This window comes from Chlorogloeopsis fritschii PCC 6912 (assembly GCF_000317285.1).
Lineage (GTDB): Bacteria > Cyanobacteriota > Cyanobacteriia > Cyanobacteriales > Nostocaceae > Chlorogloeopsis > Chlorogloeopsis fritschii.
In genome coordinates, this window is the sequence record NZ_AJLN01000143.1 from 16,296 (window position 1) to 32,318 (window position 16,023).

19 protein-coding genes are annotated in these 16,023 nt (G+C 40.1%); 17 read left to right on the forward strand and 2 right to left on the reverse strand.

The genetic code is table 11. The features are described 5' to 3' along the window. Window positions 1–21 precede the first annotated feature (21 nt). From nifK to UYC_RS0131720, 12 genes are all read left to right on the forward strand, one after another. Window positions 22–1,560 (forward strand): nitrogenase molybdenum-iron protein subunit beta, encoded by a 1,539-nt coding sequence (gene nifK / locus UYC_RS0131665; RefSeq protein ID WP_016872357.1) that lies wholly within the window; start codon window positions 22–24, stop codon window positions 1,558–1,560. 172 nt (window positions 1,561–1,732) lie between these two features. Continuing rightward, window positions 1,733–2,059: a Mo-dependent nitrogenase C-terminal domain-containing protein gene (locus tag UYC_RS0131670; protein WP_016879799.1), complete on the forward strand. Its 327-nt coding sequence runs from the start codon at window positions 1,733–1,735 to the stop codon at window positions 2,057–2,059. Between the two features lie 173 nt (window positions 2,060–2,232). After that, window positions 2,233–3,735 (forward strand): nitrogenase iron-molybdenum cofactor biosynthesis protein NifE, encoded by a 1,503-nt coding sequence (gene nifE / locus UYC_RS0131675; RefSeq protein ID WP_016872356.1) that lies wholly within the window; start codon window positions 2,233–2,235, stop codon window positions 3,733–3,735. Then, window positions 3,735–5,060, forward strand: a complete 1,326-nt coding sequence (gene nifN / locus UYC_RS0131680) for a nitrogenase iron-molybdenum cofactor biosynthesis protein NifN (protein WP_016872355.1) — start codon at window positions 3,735–3,737, stop codon at window positions 5,058–5,060. Before nifE ends, nifN begins: the two co-directional genes overlap by 1 nt. A 194-nt stretch (window positions 5,061–5,254) precedes the next feature. Then, window positions 5,255–5,668, forward strand: a complete 414-nt coding sequence (nifX, locus tag UYC_RS0131685; RefSeq protein ID WP_016872354.1) for a nitrogen fixation protein NifX — start codon at window positions 5,255–5,257, stop codon at window positions 5,666–5,668. Beyond that, entirely contained in the window at window positions 5,665–6,141 is a 477-nt protein-coding gene (locus UYC_RS0131690) for a NifX-associated nitrogen fixation protein (protein WP_016872353.1), read from the forward strand. The genes nifX and UYC_RS0131690 overlap by 4 nt, the downstream gene beginning before the upstream one ends. Window positions 6,142–6,242: 101 nt before the next feature. Continuing rightward, the gene (locus tag UYC_RS0131695) at window positions 6,243–6,443 is read left to right on the forward strand and encodes a CCE_0567 family metalloprotein (RefSeq protein ID WP_016872352.1); all 201 of its coding nucleotides are present in this window, start codon (window positions 6,243–6,245) and stop codon (window positions 6,441–6,443) included. Beyond that, the gene (gene nifW / locus UYC_RS0131700) at window positions 6,440–6,757 is read left to right on the forward strand and encodes a nitrogenase-stabilizing/protective protein NifW (RefSeq protein WP_016872351.1); all 318 of its coding nucleotides are present in this window, start codon (window positions 6,440–6,442) and stop codon (window positions 6,755–6,757) included. Before UYC_RS0131695 ends, nifW begins: the two co-directional genes overlap by 4 nt. 10 nt (window positions 6,758–6,767) lie before the next feature. Further along, the gene (locus UYC_RS0131705) at window positions 6,768–7,556 is read left to right on the forward strand and encodes a HesA/MoeB/ThiF family protein (RefSeq protein WP_016872350.1); all 789 of its coding nucleotides are present in this window, start codon (window positions 6,768–6,770) and stop codon (window positions 7,554–7,556) included. Between the two features lie 170 nt (window positions 7,557–7,726). Then, window positions 7,727–8,098 (forward strand): HesB/IscA family protein, encoded by a 372-nt coding sequence (locus UYC_RS0131710; protein WP_016872349.1) that lies wholly within the window; start codon window positions 7,727–7,729, stop codon window positions 8,096–8,098. Window positions 8,099–8,161: 63 nt separating this feature from the next. Then, on the forward strand, window positions 8,162–8,461 hold the full coding sequence (locus tag UYC_RS0131715) for a 2Fe-2S iron-sulfur cluster-binding protein (protein ID WP_016872348.1): 300 nt from the start codon (window positions 8,162–8,164) through the stop codon (window positions 8,459–8,461). A 430-nt stretch (window positions 8,462–8,891) separates the two neighbouring features. Continuing rightward, entirely contained in the window at window positions 8,892–9,842 is a 951-nt protein-coding gene (locus UYC_RS0131720) for a heme o synthase (RefSeq protein WP_016872347.1), read from the forward strand. A gap of 69 nt (window positions 9,843–9,911) precedes the next feature. Here UYC_RS0131720 and UYC_RS0131725 read toward each other — a convergent pair whose 3' ends face one another. Next, window positions 9,912–10,121, reverse strand: a complete 210-nt coding sequence (locus UYC_RS0131725; RefSeq protein WP_016872346.1) for a TOBE domain-containing protein — start codon at window positions 10,119–10,121, stop codon at window positions 9,912–9,914. Between the two features lie 138 nt (window positions 10,122–10,259). Here UYC_RS0131725 and UYC_RS0131730 point away from each other — a divergent pair, with 138 nt between their 5' ends. The 3 genes from UYC_RS0131730 to UYC_RS0131740 all read left to right on the forward strand — a co-directional run bounded on the left by UYC_RS0131730 (window position 10,260) and on the right by UYC_RS0131740 (window position 13,685). Further along, complete coding sequence (locus UYC_RS0131730) at window positions 10,260–10,901, forward strand: class I SAM-dependent methyltransferase (protein ID WP_016872345.1); 642 nt, start codon at window positions 10,260–10,262, stop codon at window positions 10,899–10,901. Window positions 10,902–11,885: 984 nt separating this feature from the next. Continuing rightward, the gene (locus UYC_RS0131735) at window positions 11,886–12,482 is read left to right on the forward strand and encodes a CBS domain-containing protein (protein ID WP_016879801.1); all 597 of its coding nucleotides are present in this window, start codon (window positions 11,886–11,888) and stop codon (window positions 12,480–12,482) included. Window positions 12,483–13,313: 831 nt separating this feature from the next. Then, window positions 13,314–13,685 (forward strand): hypothetical protein, encoded by a 372-nt coding sequence (locus UYC_RS0131740; RefSeq protein WP_016872343.1) that lies wholly within the window; start codon window positions 13,314–13,316, stop codon window positions 13,683–13,685. 140 nt (window positions 13,686–13,825) lie between these two features. Here UYC_RS0131740 and UYC_RS0131745 read toward each other — a convergent pair whose 3' ends face one another. Then, window positions 13,826–14,287, reverse strand: coding sequence for a hydrogenase maturation protease (locus tag UYC_RS0131745; protein WP_016872342.1), 462 nt, complete (start codon window positions 14,285–14,287; stop codon window positions 13,826–13,828). A gap of 633 nt (window positions 14,288–14,920) precedes the next feature. Here UYC_RS0131745 and UYC_RS0131750 point away from each other — a divergent pair. Together UYC_RS0131750 and UYC_RS0131755 are read left to right on the forward strand one after the other, a co-directional pair. Beyond that, the gene (locus tag UYC_RS0131750; RefSeq protein ID WP_016872341.1) at window positions 14,921–15,421 is read left to right on the forward strand and encodes a DUF2231 domain-containing protein; all 501 of its coding nucleotides are present in this window, start codon (window positions 14,921–14,923) and stop codon (window positions 15,419–15,421) included. Beyond that, the gene (locus UYC_RS0131755) at window positions 15,418–16,023 is read left to right on the forward strand and encodes a DUF2231 domain-containing protein (RefSeq protein WP_016872340.1); all 606 of its coding nucleotides are present in this window, start codon (window positions 15,418–15,420) and stop codon (window positions 16,021–16,023) included. The genes UYC_RS0131750 and UYC_RS0131755 overlap by 4 nt, the downstream gene beginning before the upstream one ends.

Sequence of the window (16,023 nt, forward strand, 5' to 3'; positions counted from 1 at the left end):
AAGCAACAGAGAGATACACAAATGCCACAGAATCCCGAAAAAATCGTAGATCACGTACAACTATTTCAACAGCCAGAGTACCAAGAACTCTTCAAGAACAAGCACGAGCAGTTTGAAGGCGCACACTCACCAGAAGAAGTTCAACGGGTTTCTGAATGGACAAAAGGCTGGGAGTACCGTGAAAAGAACTTTGCCCGTCAAGCATTAACTGTCAACCCTGCTAAAGGTTGCCAACCCGTAGGCGCTATCTTTGCTGCTGTCGGTTTTGAAGGCACCTTACCTTTTGTTCAAGGTTCTCAAGGTTGCGTTGCTTACTTCCGTACTCACCTCAGCCGCCACTACAAAGAGCCATTCTCAGCTGTATCTTCCTCTATGACTGAAGATGCAGCCGTGTTCGGTGGTTTGAACAACATGATCGAAGGCTTGCAAGTTTCTTACCAACTTTATAAGCCCAAGATGATTGCTGTCTGCACCACTTGTATGGCAGAAGTTATCGGTGATGACTTGGGTGCTTTTATCACCAATGCTAAAAATGCTGGTTCTATTCCCCAAGACTTCCCCGTACCCTTTGCTCACACCCCTAGCTTCGTTGGCTCCCACACCACTGGCTATGACAACATGATGAAGGGGATTCTGTCCAATTTGACAGAAGGCAAGAAGAAGGACAAAACCAACGGGAAAATTAACTTTATCCCTGGTTTTGATACTTATGTTGGTAACAACCGCGAATTAAAGCGGATGTTAGGCTTAATGGGTATTGATTACACTATTTTAGCGGACAACAGTGACTACTTAGATGCTCCCAACACTGGTGAGTATGATATGTACCCAGGTGGTACAAAGCTGGAAGACGCAGCTGATTCTTGCAACGCTGAAGCAACTGTTGCTCTACAACGCTATACCACCACTAAGACTCGTGAATACATCGAGACTAAGTGGAAACAACAAACCAAAGTCCTGCGCCCATTTGGTGTCAAGGGTACTGACGAGTTCTTAATGACTCTGTCTGAAATGACTGGTAAGCCCATTCCTCAAGAATTAGAAGATGAGCGCGGTCGTTTAGTTGACGCCATGACTGATTCCTACGCGTGGATTCATGGCAAGAAGTTCGCTATCTACGGTGACCCAGATTTAATCTATAGCGTCACCAGTTTCTTGTTAGAATTGGGTGCTGAACCAGTACACATCCTCTGCAACAACGGTGACGAGGAATTCAAGAAAGAAATGGAAGCAATCCTCAGCGCTAGCCCCTTCGGTAAGCAAGCAACTGTCTGGATTCAAAAAGACTTATGGCATCTACGCAGCTTACTGTTCACTGAGCCTGTAGATTTCTTCGTCGGTAACTCCTACGGTAAGTACCTGTGGCGCGATACCAAGATTCCAATGGTACGGATTGGTTATCCTCTCTTCGATCGCCACCACTTACACCGCTATCCCACCCTTGGCTACCAAGGTGGTCTGAACCTACTCAACTGGGTTGTTAACACCATCCTTGATGAGTTGGATCGCAGCAGCAATATTGCAGGTAAGACCGATATCTCCTTCGACTTGATTCGTTAAAAATCTCATCAACTTGCAGCGTGCTAATGAAGGAATAGGGACTGGGGACTAGGGGCTAGGAGCTAGGGAATAGGGCAAGGGGCATAGGAAAAATACAATTCCCAATGCCCAATCCCCGATCCCCGATACCCAATTCCTTCTTTCTTTGAAATTATTACCCAATTTGCTAAAGATGGCTTCTGTAAATCACACTCACAATCACCCTAATTTTCATCCACCAAACTATCAAAAATCTGGTGGTTTTGATATTCTATATCCATTGCGTCGATTCGTGGATAATATTCAGGTAAAAAACTATCGTCTTGCTCATCTAATTTGCCAGATAATTCCTTGCTGTTGCCCCTTTGAACGGAGTATTAAAATGTTTGGGTATACATTTGATATTCCTGCGCTGTGCAAGCTCAATCCGTTATATGACAATTTTGTAGGATTACGTTTTCGTGCCTTATCTTACCTCAGCGATGAATGTGGAGAAGATGTCACGAAATACATTTGCTAGTAGTTACATATTACTCATTATTCAATACTCATTATCGATTACTAATTAGTTATTAGTCATTAGTTATTAGTTATTAGTCATTAGCAAATTACAAATGACCAATAACAAAAACAAATGACCAATGACAAATGACCAAGGACAAATAACAAATTTCATCCAGCGCGAGGAAACAGATGAGAATCACCCAAGGCAAAATCAATGAGCTGCTCTCTGAATCAGGATGTGAGCACAATCAGCATACACATGGAGATAAGAAAAATAAAACTTGCAAACAACAAGCTCAACCTGGGGCTGCTCAAGGGGGCTGTTCCTTTGATGGTGCAATGATTGCCCTAGTACCGATTACTGATGCTGCTCATTTAGTCCACGGGCCGATCGCCTGCGCTGGCAATTCCTGGGGTAGTCGTGGTAGTCTCTCTTCTGGCCCTCAACTTTACAAGTTTGGCTTTACTACCGATTTAAGTGAAAATGATGTAATTTTTGGGGGTGAAAAAAAGCTCTACAAAGCTATCCTAGATATTCACCAACGCTATCAACCAGCAGCAGTATTTGTTTATTCCACCTGTGTCACCGCTTTAATTGGTGAAGATATGGATGCAGTTTGCCAAGCTGCTGCCAAAAAAATTGGCGTCCCTGTTATTCCCGTCAATTCTCCTGGTTTTGTAGGTAGTAAAAATCTTGGTAACCGCATTGCTGGTGAAGTATTGTTGGAACACGTTGTCGGTACTGCTGAACCTGAATACACTACGCCCTATGATATCAACCTCATCGGTGAATATAATATCGCCGGTGAAATGTGGAATGTGCTACCACTGTTCAAGAAATTAGGCATCCGTGTTTTGGCAAAAATGACAGGTGATTCTCGCTACGAAGAAATCTGTTATGCCCACCGCGCCAAGCTCAACGTTATGATTTGCTCCAAAGCCTTGATTAACATGGCGAGAAAAATGAAGGAGCGTTACGGCATTCCCTACATTGAGGAGTCTTTCTACGGTGTGGAGGACATGAACCGTTGCCTGCGGAACATTGCCGCGCAATTAGGTGACCCAGATCTACAGGAACGCACGGAAAAGCTAATTGCTGAAGAAACTGCGGCACTGCAAGAAAAACTAGCTCCCTATCGCGCCCGTCTGAAAGGCAAGCGCGTTGTTCTTTATACCGGGGGCGTGAAGAGCTGGTCAATTATCTCAGCAGCGAAAGACTTAGGAATGGAAGTTGTTGCTACCAGTACTAAAAAAAGTACGGAAGAAGATAAAGCCCGCATCAAAGAGTTGCTGGGTCAAGATGGCATTACGCTGGAAAAGGGCAACCCCCAAGAAATACTGCGGGTAATTAATGAAACAAAAGCTGAGATGTTAGTTGCTGGTGGTCGTAATCAATACACTGCTCTCAAAGCTCGGATTCCTTTTTTGGATATCAATCAGGAACGCCATCACGCCTATGCAGGTTATGTGGGGATGGTAGAAATGGCACGTGAGTTAGATGAAGCCCTTTACAGTCCCGTGTGGGAGCAAGTACGTAAACCTGCACCTTGGGAAGAGGACGCAGCAAATAAGGACACGGGGACACGGGGACACTGGGACACGGGGAATATCTCCGCGTCTCCGTTTCTGCGCGTCTCCGTGTCGCCTGAAATTCACCTCCCCCTCTCCGCTTCTTTCGAGGAGGAAGTTTAATGGCGACTGTTGTTGTTCCCAATAAACCAGTTGTAGTTAATCCTCTCAAACAAAGTCAAACTTTGGGTGCAGCCCTTGCCTTTTTGGGGCTGAAAGGAATGATGCCTTTACTCCACGGTTCCCAAGGGTGTACTGCTTTCGCTAAAGTGATATTGGTGCGGCATTTTAGGGAGGCTATTCCCCTCTCGACCACAGCAATGACCGAAGTCACCACAATTTTAGGTGGTGAGGAGAATGTTGAAGAGGCAATCTTAACTCTGGTGCAAAAGTCACAGCCAGAAATTATCGGTTTGTGTACGACCGGACTGACGGAAACCAGAGGGGATGATATGGAAGGTATTCTCAAGGATTTTCGCAAACGTCATCCAGAATTGGATGAATTGCCAATTATCTTGGTTTCCTCTCCAGATTTTAAAGGTGCATTACAAGATGGCTTTGCCGCTGCGGTGGAAAGCACAGTCAAAGAGATTCCCCTACCAGGTGAGAAAAAGACACAGCAAATCACTATTTTGATGAGTTCTGCCTTTGCACCAGGGGATGTGCAACAGGTGAAAGAGATTGTCACCGCCTTTGGATTTACACCAATTATCGTACCTGACCTTTCCGCTTCTTTGGATGGTCACTTAGATGATTCTTACAGTCCGATTACAGGCGGTGGCACAACTCTGGTACAACTGCATAAAGTTGGCAGTTCTGTTTTCACCTTGGCATTGGGCGAAAGTATGCGGAATGCAGCGAAAATTCTGCAACATCGCTTCGGCACGCCCTTTGAGGTATTTACAGAACTGACAGGGTTAGAACCAACAGATAGATTTTTGCAATTTCTGGCGGAATTGAGCGGTAGTAGCGTACCAGAAAAATATCGCCGCCAACGTCGCCAGTTACAAGATGCCATGCTAGACACTCACTTTTATTTTGGACGCAAACGAGTGTCTCTAGCGTTGGAACCAGATTTATTATGGTCAACAGTTTGTTTCTTGCAATCGATGGGGGCAGAAATACAAGCAGCTGTGACGACAACGCGATCGCCTTTACTAGAAAAACTCCCCATTGATAAAGTCACTATCGGTGATTTGGAAGATTTTGAGCAACTTGCAGCAGGATCTGACTTACTAATTGGCAACTCTCACATCGCAGCGATCGCCAAACGACTTGGCATCCCTCTTTATCGCCAGGGAATTCCCATTTTTGACCGTTTAGGTAATGGTCAATTTACCAAAGTGGGTTATAAAGGCACGATCCAAATGTTATTTGACATTGGCAACCTCTTTTTAGAAGCAGAGGAAGCAAGTATCAAAGATACTAACATCTACGGTGATTGGTAATGGGGGCTAGGGACTAGGGGCTAGGGACTAGGGATTAGGGACTAGGGGCTAGGGATTAGGGATTAGGGGCTAGGGACTGGAGACTAGGAATAAAGAGAAGAGATCCTAATACCCAATCCCCAGTACCTAATACCCAATCCCCAATACCCAGTACCCAATCACCAAAGGCTAGCCCCTAATGTAGGAGAAAGAAAATGAAAATAGCCTTCACAACTAACGACCGAGTTCATATTAATGCTCATTTTGGCTGGGCTAAAACTATTGATATTTATGAGATATCATCAGAGGGATTTCAGTTTGTAGAAACTTTAAACTTTGGTGGAAATCTCAAAGAAGATGGGAACGAAGATAAATTAGTTCCTAAATTGAATGCACTTGTTGACTGCACAATTGTTTATGTATCAGCAATTGGCGGAAATGCTGCTGCACGTTTAATTAAGAAAGGTGTTACTCCAGTTAAAGCACGAACTGAGCAAGAAAAAATTACTGATGTTCTGGAAAACCTAGTCAGAACTTTGCAGGGGAGTCCTCCACCTTGGTTGCGTAAAGCCCTACAGCAAAAATCTCGCAGCTTTGAAGATGAATTAGAGGAGGAAGCAACGGTATGAGCGCAACTAATAGTGTAAATGGAACAGCGACAACAGAAGTTTTAAAATCACCTTTCTTGAAAGCGATCGTGCAACAAATCCGCGGACAAGATAGCTATGGAGTATATCGCAATTGGTCGGATGAGTTGATACTCAAACCTTTTGTTGTTACTAAACAAAAGAAACGCGAAATTTCTGTTGAGGGTGAAGTAGATCCGATTACTGTAGCAAGAATTATGGCATTTTATCGAGCTGTTGCAGCCCGGATTGAACAAGAAACTGGTCTTTTATCTCAGGTTGTAGTTGATTTAAGCCATGAGGGTTTTGGCTGGGCATTAGTTTTTTCTGGTCGTTTATTACTGGCTGTAAAAACATTGCGAGATGCTCATCGCTTTGGTTTTGAATCGCTAGAAAAAGTGGCAGAAGAAGGAGAAAAGTTAGTACAAAAAGGTATGGAATTAGCTCAACGTTTTCCGGAAGTAGGAAGATTGTAATTAATTAGTCATTAGTCATTGGTCATTAGTCATTAGTAATTAATGGCGAATGACAAATGACGAATTTGACTATTGTATTCACAATGCTTAGTAAATATCAAATGACAATTGAAGAACTCAAAACTCAAATCAAACGCCTCAATAGCAAGGCAGGGCAAATGAAAATGGATCTGCACGATTTAGCAGAGGGACTGCCAACAGATTACGAAAAACTTATGGATGTTGCTACTGCAACTTATAAAATTTATTGTCAGCTAGATGAATTAAAGCAACAACTGAAACAAATGGAGCAAAAAAAATGAGCGAAGATTGGAATAAGTTCCAAAAGCTCACAGAAGCAGAGGAATATTTTGATTTTTTTCAATTACCTTATGACCAAAAGGTTGTGAATGTAAATCGCCTGCATATTCTCAAAAAATTCTCCCAATATATTCAAGAAATTGATGAGAATTATACTGACCTTAGTCTCGAAGATAAGTTAAGTAAATATTGTGAGGCGCTGCAAAAGGCTTATCAGGTTTTTATCGAATCTACACCTCAAGAACAAAAGCTGTTCAAAGTGTTTAACCAGAAGCCTAAAAATGTAATTACGCTGACAGAAATCACTTCTGATTAGGAGGTAAAAAGTGATAGACCTAACGCCTACCGAGTTAGAACGTTACCGTCGCCAAATAATGCTCCCCAATTTTGGCGAAGTTGCACAAAAGCGCCTGAAGTCAGCGACTGTTCTGGTGACAGGTGTGGGGGGATTAGGCGGTACGGCAGCGCTCTACCTAGCAGTAGCAGGCGTTGGGCGGCTGATCCTAGTTCGGGGTGGCGATCTGCGACTTGATGATATGAATCGTCAAATTTTGATGACGCATGATTGGGTTGGTAAGCCAAGGGTTTTTAAGGCAAAGCAAACTTTAGAAGCAATCAATCCTGATGTCAAGGTAGAAGCAGTTCATGAATATGTCACCCCGGAGAATGTGGATGTTTTGGTGCAATCTGCAGATATGGCGCTTGACTGCGCCCATAATTTTACGGAGCGCGATTTGTTGAATGAAGCTTGCGTGCGCTGGCGTAAACCAATGGTGGAAGCAGCGATGGATGGGATGGAAGCTTATCTAACTACGATTATTCCCGGTGTGACACCTTGTTTATCTTGCCTATTTCCCGAAAAACCAGATTGGGATCGGCGCGGATTTTCAGTGTTAGGTGCCGTATCTGGAACTCTCGCTTGTCTGTCAGCATTGGAAGCAATCAAGCTGATCACTGGATTTAGTCAACCTCTCCTATCGCAACTGTTGACAATAGATCTTGCTCGCATGGAATTTGCCAAGCGCCATTCTTATCGCGATCGCTCTTGCCCGGTGTGTGGTAATAATGCACCTTGGAGATACTTGCAATCAAAATCTACAGTCATTAGTCAGTAGGGGCGGGTTTAGCCCTCACTCTCTGCGAGCTAAAACCGCCCGTACATTAGTCATTGGTTATTAGTTATTAGTTAATAGTTGATAGTTGATTGGAAAAACCTATAGACAACTACTAACAAAGGACAAATGACGAATGACAAAGGACAAATTTTCAATAGTCAGGAGGTCAAATGTCTGTTACTTTGACAGAAAAAGCAGAATTTCGATTGCGAGCATTCTTAGCAGGTTCTGCTCCCGATGCCAATGACGCAACTAAAGGCATCCGCATCTCTGTTAAAGATGGTGGTTGCAGTGGTTACGAATATGCAATGGATGTCACTAGTAAGCCCAAAGCAGATGATCTAGTGATCCAGCAAGGTAAGATAACCATTTATGTTGATGCTGAAAGTGCGCCTCTATTAGAAGGGATTGTCATCGATTTTATTGATGGCGTGATGGAAAGCGGCTTCAAGTTTATCAACCCCAATGCAACTGAAACCTGTGGGTGCGGCAAGTCATTCAAAACAAGTGATTGTTCGTCTGCGGGTGTACCTTGCAGTTAATAGCTAATAGCTAATGGTTAATGGCTAATAGCAATCAACAACTTTATTGAGGAGAACACAAAAATGGCAACCTACCAAGTTAGATTAATCAACAAAAAAGAAGATCTTGACGCTACAATCGAAGTTGATGAAGAGACTACTATCCTAGAAGCAGCAGAGGAAAATGGAATTGAGTTGCCATTCTCTTGTCACTCTGGTTCTTGCTCTAGCTGCGTCGGTAAGGTAGTTGAAGGTGAAATCGATCAATCTGAGCAAATCTTCCTTGATGACGATCAGGTTTCCAAAGGCTTCGCTTTACTTTGCGTAACCTATCCACGTTCTAATTGTACAATTAAGACCCATCAAGAACCTTATCTTGTCTAAAGTTTTTATTTTTTCTCCCCTTCATTTTCTCTTTTTCTAGCTCATCTTGAAGTTATAGCTTTTATAGAGCTATGACTTCTTATTTCTATGTTTAGAACTCAATACACTTACAGTTAAAGTACAACCTTAAATAATTAATTATTTTTTATATTTTAGCTTTCTTTCTTTAAATATAACCTATTTTTGTAATTGGTTTAACGTTTTTTTATTTTTATTTTATAAATAATTAAGTAAGCAATATTTTGATGTATTGACAGTTCATATTTTATTAATGGCATTGGCACAGTCAATAGCTAAATAATATAGTTCCTTTGTTATCAAAGTAGAAAATAAACGCTTGATACTTAATCGAAAATTTGCCTGCTGCGTTTACGTCCAGATTGTTAATGGGTAATCAGATATTTTTCAAAATTGAGGCATTGGTAACAATATGATAGGGAACACTGTCACGCGCCGCTATCAGAATTTTTTAGAAATTGTTCAGAGTTACTATCAACTCACAAAGCCCCGAATTATTCCCCTATTGCTGATTACCACAACTGCTAGTATGTCTATTGCATCTAGGGGAAAATTAGATTTGATATTGCTACTATTCACCTTAGCTGGCGGTACTTTTGCTGCTGCTAGTGCCCAGACATTTAATTGCGTTTATGATCGCGACATTGATTATGAAATGGAACGCACGCGCCACCGCCCTTTACCTTCCGGGCGGGTACAGCCTACTCATGCTTTAATATTTGCGATCGCCTTAGCTTGTATTTCCTTCACGTTGCTGGCAGCCTTTGTGAATTTGCTTAGTGCTGTGCTGGCAATGTCCGGTATTTTGTTTTATGTGGGCGTCTATACTCATTTACTCAAACGCCATACATCTCTCAATATTGTGATTGGTGGGGCTGCTGGGGCAATTCCAACGTTAGTGGGTTGGGCAGCAGTTACAGATAGTGTAAGCTGGACAGCATGGCTTTTATTTGCGATCGTTTTTTTATGGACACCTCCTCATTTTTGGGCGCTGGCATTAATGATTAGCGAAGATTATGCCAAGGTGGGTGTGCCGATGCTGCCAGTAGTTGCTGATAATATTACCGCCGCTCGCCAAATATGGGTGTACACTTTACTACTGATTCCCAGCACATTTTTATTACTAGAACCTCTCAACGTAATGGGTGCAATTTATGGCAGCACAACCTTTATACTGGGGGCTATTTTTATCAAAAAAGCTTGGGCACTTTTACACAATTCAGAGGATAAACAATTAGCGCGATCGCTTTTTCTTTATTCGATTCTCTACATGATGTTACTTTGTGCCGCAATGGTGATTGATAGCTTTCCTATCACCCATAAGTTAATTGAGGTAATTTTAGGTTTTTTGGTTAGTAGATAGTGAAAAACAAGATCCCCGACTTCTCAAAGAAGTCGGAGATCTGTGTCTTGAGTACAACACAATCAATTTTTAATCAACAGCAACCATCACATCTGTTGCTTTAATAACAGCATAAGCTTCTTTTCCTTCTGATAATTGAAGACTGTCAGCTGAGGCTTTTGTGATAACTGAGGTAACTTCTACTCCTGGTGCAATTTCTAAAGTGACTTCAGTATTAACGGAACCTGGTACAACTTTTTTAACAGTAGCTTTTAGAGCGTTACGAGCACTGACTTTCATATTCTAAATTTACTAATTTTGACACGCTCATGCTATCACAAGAAAATTATTTTTATATAATACATTATGTTTATTTTCAGATTTTGTTTATACTTATTCAAGTATTTTTTATAATTTCCGGCTGTAAATGTATCAATTATGTCAGAATCAAAACATTACAAACCAGAAAATGAAGATTTTGAGCGCAAGTGGCTAGCCTACTATCAAGCTGTTGAAGGGCGTCCACCACGAGACACTCTACTGACAGCGTTAGATTCTTTTGATAAAGAAAATATAGGTACTTCTAAGCCTTATTTCGCAGTCGACTTAGGGTGTGGAGAAGGAAGAGATACTGTCGAATTATTACGTCGTGGTTGGCGGGTATTAGCAATTGATGGACAACAAGAAGCCATTACTCGTTTGTTAAATCATCCTGACATTGATTCACAACTTTTACAAACCCGCGTTCTGCGTTTTGAAAATTTAACTTTACCAGAATCGGTAGATTTAGTAAATGCTAGTTTTTCACTACCTTTTTGTCCACCAGGATCTTTTCCGAAATTATGGAAAGTAATTGTTACATCTTTACGTTCTGGTGGTCGCTTTGCTGGTCAATTATTCGGAGAGCGTGATTCTTGGGCTATTTACACTTCTATTACTCATCATACCCGCAAACAAGTAGAACAGATGCTGGAAGGCTTTGAAATTGAAATATTAAACGAAGAAGATCATCCAGGTAAAACAGCGCTAGGAGAAGAAAAACACTGGCATATTTTTCACGTAGTAGCACGTAAATTATAATACTGTTGTTATGTTGAAAGATGCAGTTCCCCGACTTCTTTGAGAAGTCGGGGAACTTGTTTTGAATAAAACTATACCAATTTAATAAAACTGTGACAGCAAATGCATGAGTTGTTCTTAGCAACATGAGTGCGATCGCCACTAACATTCAAACTCACCTGAAAATAGAGTTGGGGGAACGGAAAACAGAGAAAGTCATATCTTGCACCCACGCTCTTGTCGCCAAGAAATAAATTTCTTGGCTAAAAGTTAAAGTCAGTTAAAACTGACTTTAAATATAAGCCTGGAACTTAAGTACCCTACGGGAAGCCGCCCTTTGGGCGTCTACCAGGCGTTTTAGGGGCGAGGTGCAAGATGTGAAGAAAGAAATATTTTCATTTCTTTGTTATGGATAGAGCTATTCTGTGGCTGAGTTCTGTATTTTAAGTTCTATTGATTATTGATATTTAATTGCAATTTGCTTGTTGTTTATTACTCTAATATAAAATTCATAAAAGATTTTCTTAGCTTATTAAAAGCAAAAAACACAAATATTTTGGATTATTTTAATATTCACTTTCTAGAGAATTTTGCAAAGTTTTATAACCAACTCCTTGTGCATCTTTTCTCCAAAGATAATATATAAATGTAGGCTAAATTGTTGCCTCAGAACCTAAACTTCAGCAGCGAAAAGCAGTTACATTCTCTGTAATTAATGTAGTTATAAATCTTGGCTAAACTAAAAATTGTGAGTAAATGTAAGATATATTCAAGGTAAAAATCACGGGAAAATGCGTAATTCTTCTCTCACTCAAAGCCAGATTTATTAAGACATGAAACGACATAATTTGAAGTTTCGTAATTGCTTTTTGAAATAGCGACTCTAATTCTCGCAATTCAGCCTAAGTTTCGATGAAGCGTGTATGCCGGAGGCATATGCAGTAAGGGAAGAATTGCAGCAATATAGAACCAATTTCCTTACAAAAAGGGAAAGGAGCAGGAATTATGAGAGCCAAACACATCATGACTCAAGATGTAGCTACCATTCGCGGTTCGGCTACTGTAGCAGAAGCAGTCAAACTCATGAGGCTCAAAGGATTACGATGCTTAATTGTTGAAGCTCGTCACGATGGAGATGCTTACGGTATTGTTACCGAGACTGATATTGTCTCCAAGGTGATTGCTCATGGGAAAGATCTCAAACAGGTACATATCTACGAAATTATGAGCAAGCCTTGCATAGTAGTCAATCCCGATCTTGATGTGGAATATGTAGCACGGCTATTTGCTAATACAGGTGTTTGGCGTGCGCCTGTTATCCAAGGTGAACTACTTGGTATTCTTTCCGTCACCGATATTATTATGAAAGGTGACTTCCTTGAAAAGCCCAAATTAGCATTCTTGCAAAAAGAACTCCAAAAAGCGATATCGAATGCTCGTTCAGTTTCTAGTAACTGTGGTGCTGATTCTAAAAAAGCTATTGAAGCTTGGGATTTGGTGGACGAACTTGAAGCAGAAGCTTGTTTTTATGGTGTTCCAAAACCAGAAAAATCAGCTAGAGAGCTATTCTCTGACGAACGGAAATTAGCAACTGTTAGTTAACAGCTTAAATAGGCAGGCGATACTACCTAATAATTGATAATGTAGTTGCAAGTTTTTAGAGAATGGTGGACAGCATCCACCATTTCTCTTTTTTGGCATTTTAATTTATTTATTTGAGAAGACTTATCAATATTAACTTTATCAATAACAGATAAACAATACAACAGCAAAAATGAGTCATTCTAAAGTAGTTTACGTACAGATTGCGAGAATTAATAGCAGAATATATGAAATCTTTTCTTGGAAAAAATGAGAATAATTATCTAAGCTTGGTTTAGAAATTAATTAATGTTAGTTTAAAGAGTTAGATTTTACTGATTAATAGTATCAAAAGATTCTTTTTTTTAATTAGTTATGTTTATTATAAATCTAGCTGGAGATACAAAACTGGAGCGTGAGATATTGCTTTGGAGATTGTGGACATTTTCTGAGTATAATTACTAGCTAAGTTTATGTTCACCACAGAAACTTAATATTTTTAATTTTGATAAACTCACTCTCAACAATGATTTAGGCTTTGAGAATAAAGAGTTTATCACAGCTTGTATAAACAAAGTAAGTCTAGCGCTTAAGGCTGAAATTTCCTTATTAGTTATGGAATTAACTATTTTCAGTTAAATTATGGTATCAAAGGCTATCAATAAACAGTTATACAGAAAAGTTTCCAAAAGTTACTAGAGTTTCCTCACCCGCGACTTGAAAGATTTCACGCAACTATGGATGTGAAATCAGTTCTATGTATAGAAATGAAACTCAAGATCTTTGAGAAACAAGGGCATACTTTATGTCGTAATTCATACAACATAAGCTGCGGAATCAAGAGAGAAAGAAATGACAAATTATTGCTTAAATCATGATGATTCACATCCGGCTCAACTAACCTCAGCGGATATTATATTGCGTCAGCAGCTAGAGAATTCCATTAGCACATATTTTTATGATGCTTGCGATCGCACTATACAAAATTTGTTATCTATTTGCCGTTGGTATGTAATTACCTGTGCCAATGCTATGACTTTGGTAATTGAATGCCCCGATCAAATTACTAACTGGCGTGTCTTACAAAAAATAGTACCAATGGCAACAGTACTGGGTGAAATTATTAACAGCGCGAAAATAAGGGTTTGTCCACCCGCTAATTTAGGAATACCTTTTGAAATGAGGGTAGATGAGCTATCAGTTTATCGAGAAGGGAATAGGTAATAGGGAACAGGGAACGGGGAACAGAGAACAGGAATTTATAGTAGTAGGTTATTTACTACTAACTACTGTACGGGCGGGTTTTGCCTATGATTTCTCTGCTAAACCGACGATCTATCTTTTAAACCCGCCCCTACTAATCACTATCTATCGATAATAGCTGTTATTTCTGCAAACACTAAATCAGCAGAATGTTTAACAGCAGGGCTTAATTCCCAACCAAAGTCAAGATTTGCCGCTTCAATTAGGTAAACTATTACCTCTTGGGGAAAGTCATTCTCAAAGATTTTTCTACCTGCGGCTAAAGCATGATCCCAACGAAAATCATGCAAATTATAACTGGGTTCCGGCAGTGCTTCTAGTTCTTTTCCAGGAACTTTAAATACCGCACCTGCTTCGGAACCTGTTGCACTTGCATCAATAATTATTAACTGTTTGCTACCTCTTGCTTGAAACATCACTTCCATGCCCGCAGTACCACAGTCATAGACTTGTACATGGGAATGAGGATATGCGGCAAGATATTGCTGTAGGCGTTGGGCAATTATTACGCCTATGGCATCGTCACTACGGTTAAGATTACCGCAACCAATAATAGTTAGCATTTATTGGTGGCAACTAAATATTTTTAGCGATCGCATCACATTTATTGTCAATTAAATTTAACGCAGAATTGGTAAATTCTTCTGGCTCCTGACTTCTGACTCTTGGTTTTTTCTTAATCCACAGGAATTTTACATGATTTAAATATCTCAGCCTAAAATATAGGTTATATTAGTATCCTATCGAAAAAGTTTTGAAATAAAAACAAAGACTAAAACCACAATATTAATTTAGTCGCAGCAAGATATCATATTATTTTTTTCTAAACTGTTTTATTGTCTACATTTTAAAAAATATTTTGTAACTGCAAATACAAATTATTAGTAATAAAAAGTTACTAGAATTACATTCTTGAAATTATAGTTTATTATTCACATTTAGAATTTAACATTTTGGTTAAAAAATACATTATTTACTTTTGTTAAAGAATATTATAAAAATGTGTTAATTGTTAAAATTAATGTAGAAATAGAAGCAAATTCATCCAATGCTACAACCAGTTGATTTTAGTTGAACCGAATTCCGCTGCACAGATATTTAGATATAGATATCGGTTATGAGTTGCTTGGATTGGATGTGAATCTTTGAGATTAGGCTTATATGCTGCACGTAAATATGCTTAGGAGAATTCTACTATGCTTGAGTTTTTTACGCGTCTGAACGACCACAATTTACCATATCCAGATACGATTCATCCCATCATTGTCCACTTTGTAATTGCGATGGTCTTGTTTGCTTTTATCTGTGATGTAATTGGCTATTTTACTAGCAATCACCGTCTTTTTGAGGTGAGTTGGTGGAATATGTTTCTCGCTACCATCGCTATTTTCGTCGCTATCATTTTTGGGCAATTTGAAGCTGGATTGGCAAAACCTTATGCTCTAGCCAAATCAGTATTGAGTATGCATACATTGATTGGCTGGTCGCTTTCAGGAATAATTGCTGCTATTACAGCTTGGCGTTATGTGATTCGCTTGCGCAACCCCTACAGGTTACCGATCGCATATTTGGGAATGGGGTTAGTTTTAGCTGTCATCGTTGGTATGCAAGTATATCTAGGCGATCAACTTGTTTGGGTGTATGGATTGCATACAGTACCAGTTGTTGAAGCAGTAAAGGATGGTATTTTGCGATGAACTCTGAACTGATTGAGCAATTAAAAGTACAATTAGGTGCAAATGGATTGCCTTACTCTCTTCCCATTCATCCCAACCTAGTTCACCTCACCTTGGGGCTGTTCATTATTGGAATTTTCTTTGATATTGTCGGTGTATTTTTCCCCTTGGAGAAATGGGTATTCAAGTTTTTAGCAATCCCTGTTGAACGTGCCAACTTCTTTGATGTTGGCTGGTACAATATGCTCGCTTCAGCCATTATCACCTTTTTTACAGTTGGTGCAGGCTTTTACGAAATCATGCTGGCAGAAGCACCACTAGATGTTAAGAGCGCCTGGGGAATGCAGGCAATGGAAACAATGCTCTGGCATGGTGTAGGTGGTGTTTTACTCTTAGCGCTGATTGTCGGGATGACAGTTTGGCGTGGATTCCAACGCTTCCTTTGGCGCAAACACGAAGATAGACAAGTACAGATGAGCTATCTATTTGTGGGAGTGGCAATCATGGCTGTAATGTATGTGCACGGCACATTGGGAGCGCAACTAGCTGCCGAGTTTGGGGTACACAATACCGCCGATCAATTGCTGCGAGTAGGCAGAGATTTGAACGCAATGCTCAAATAA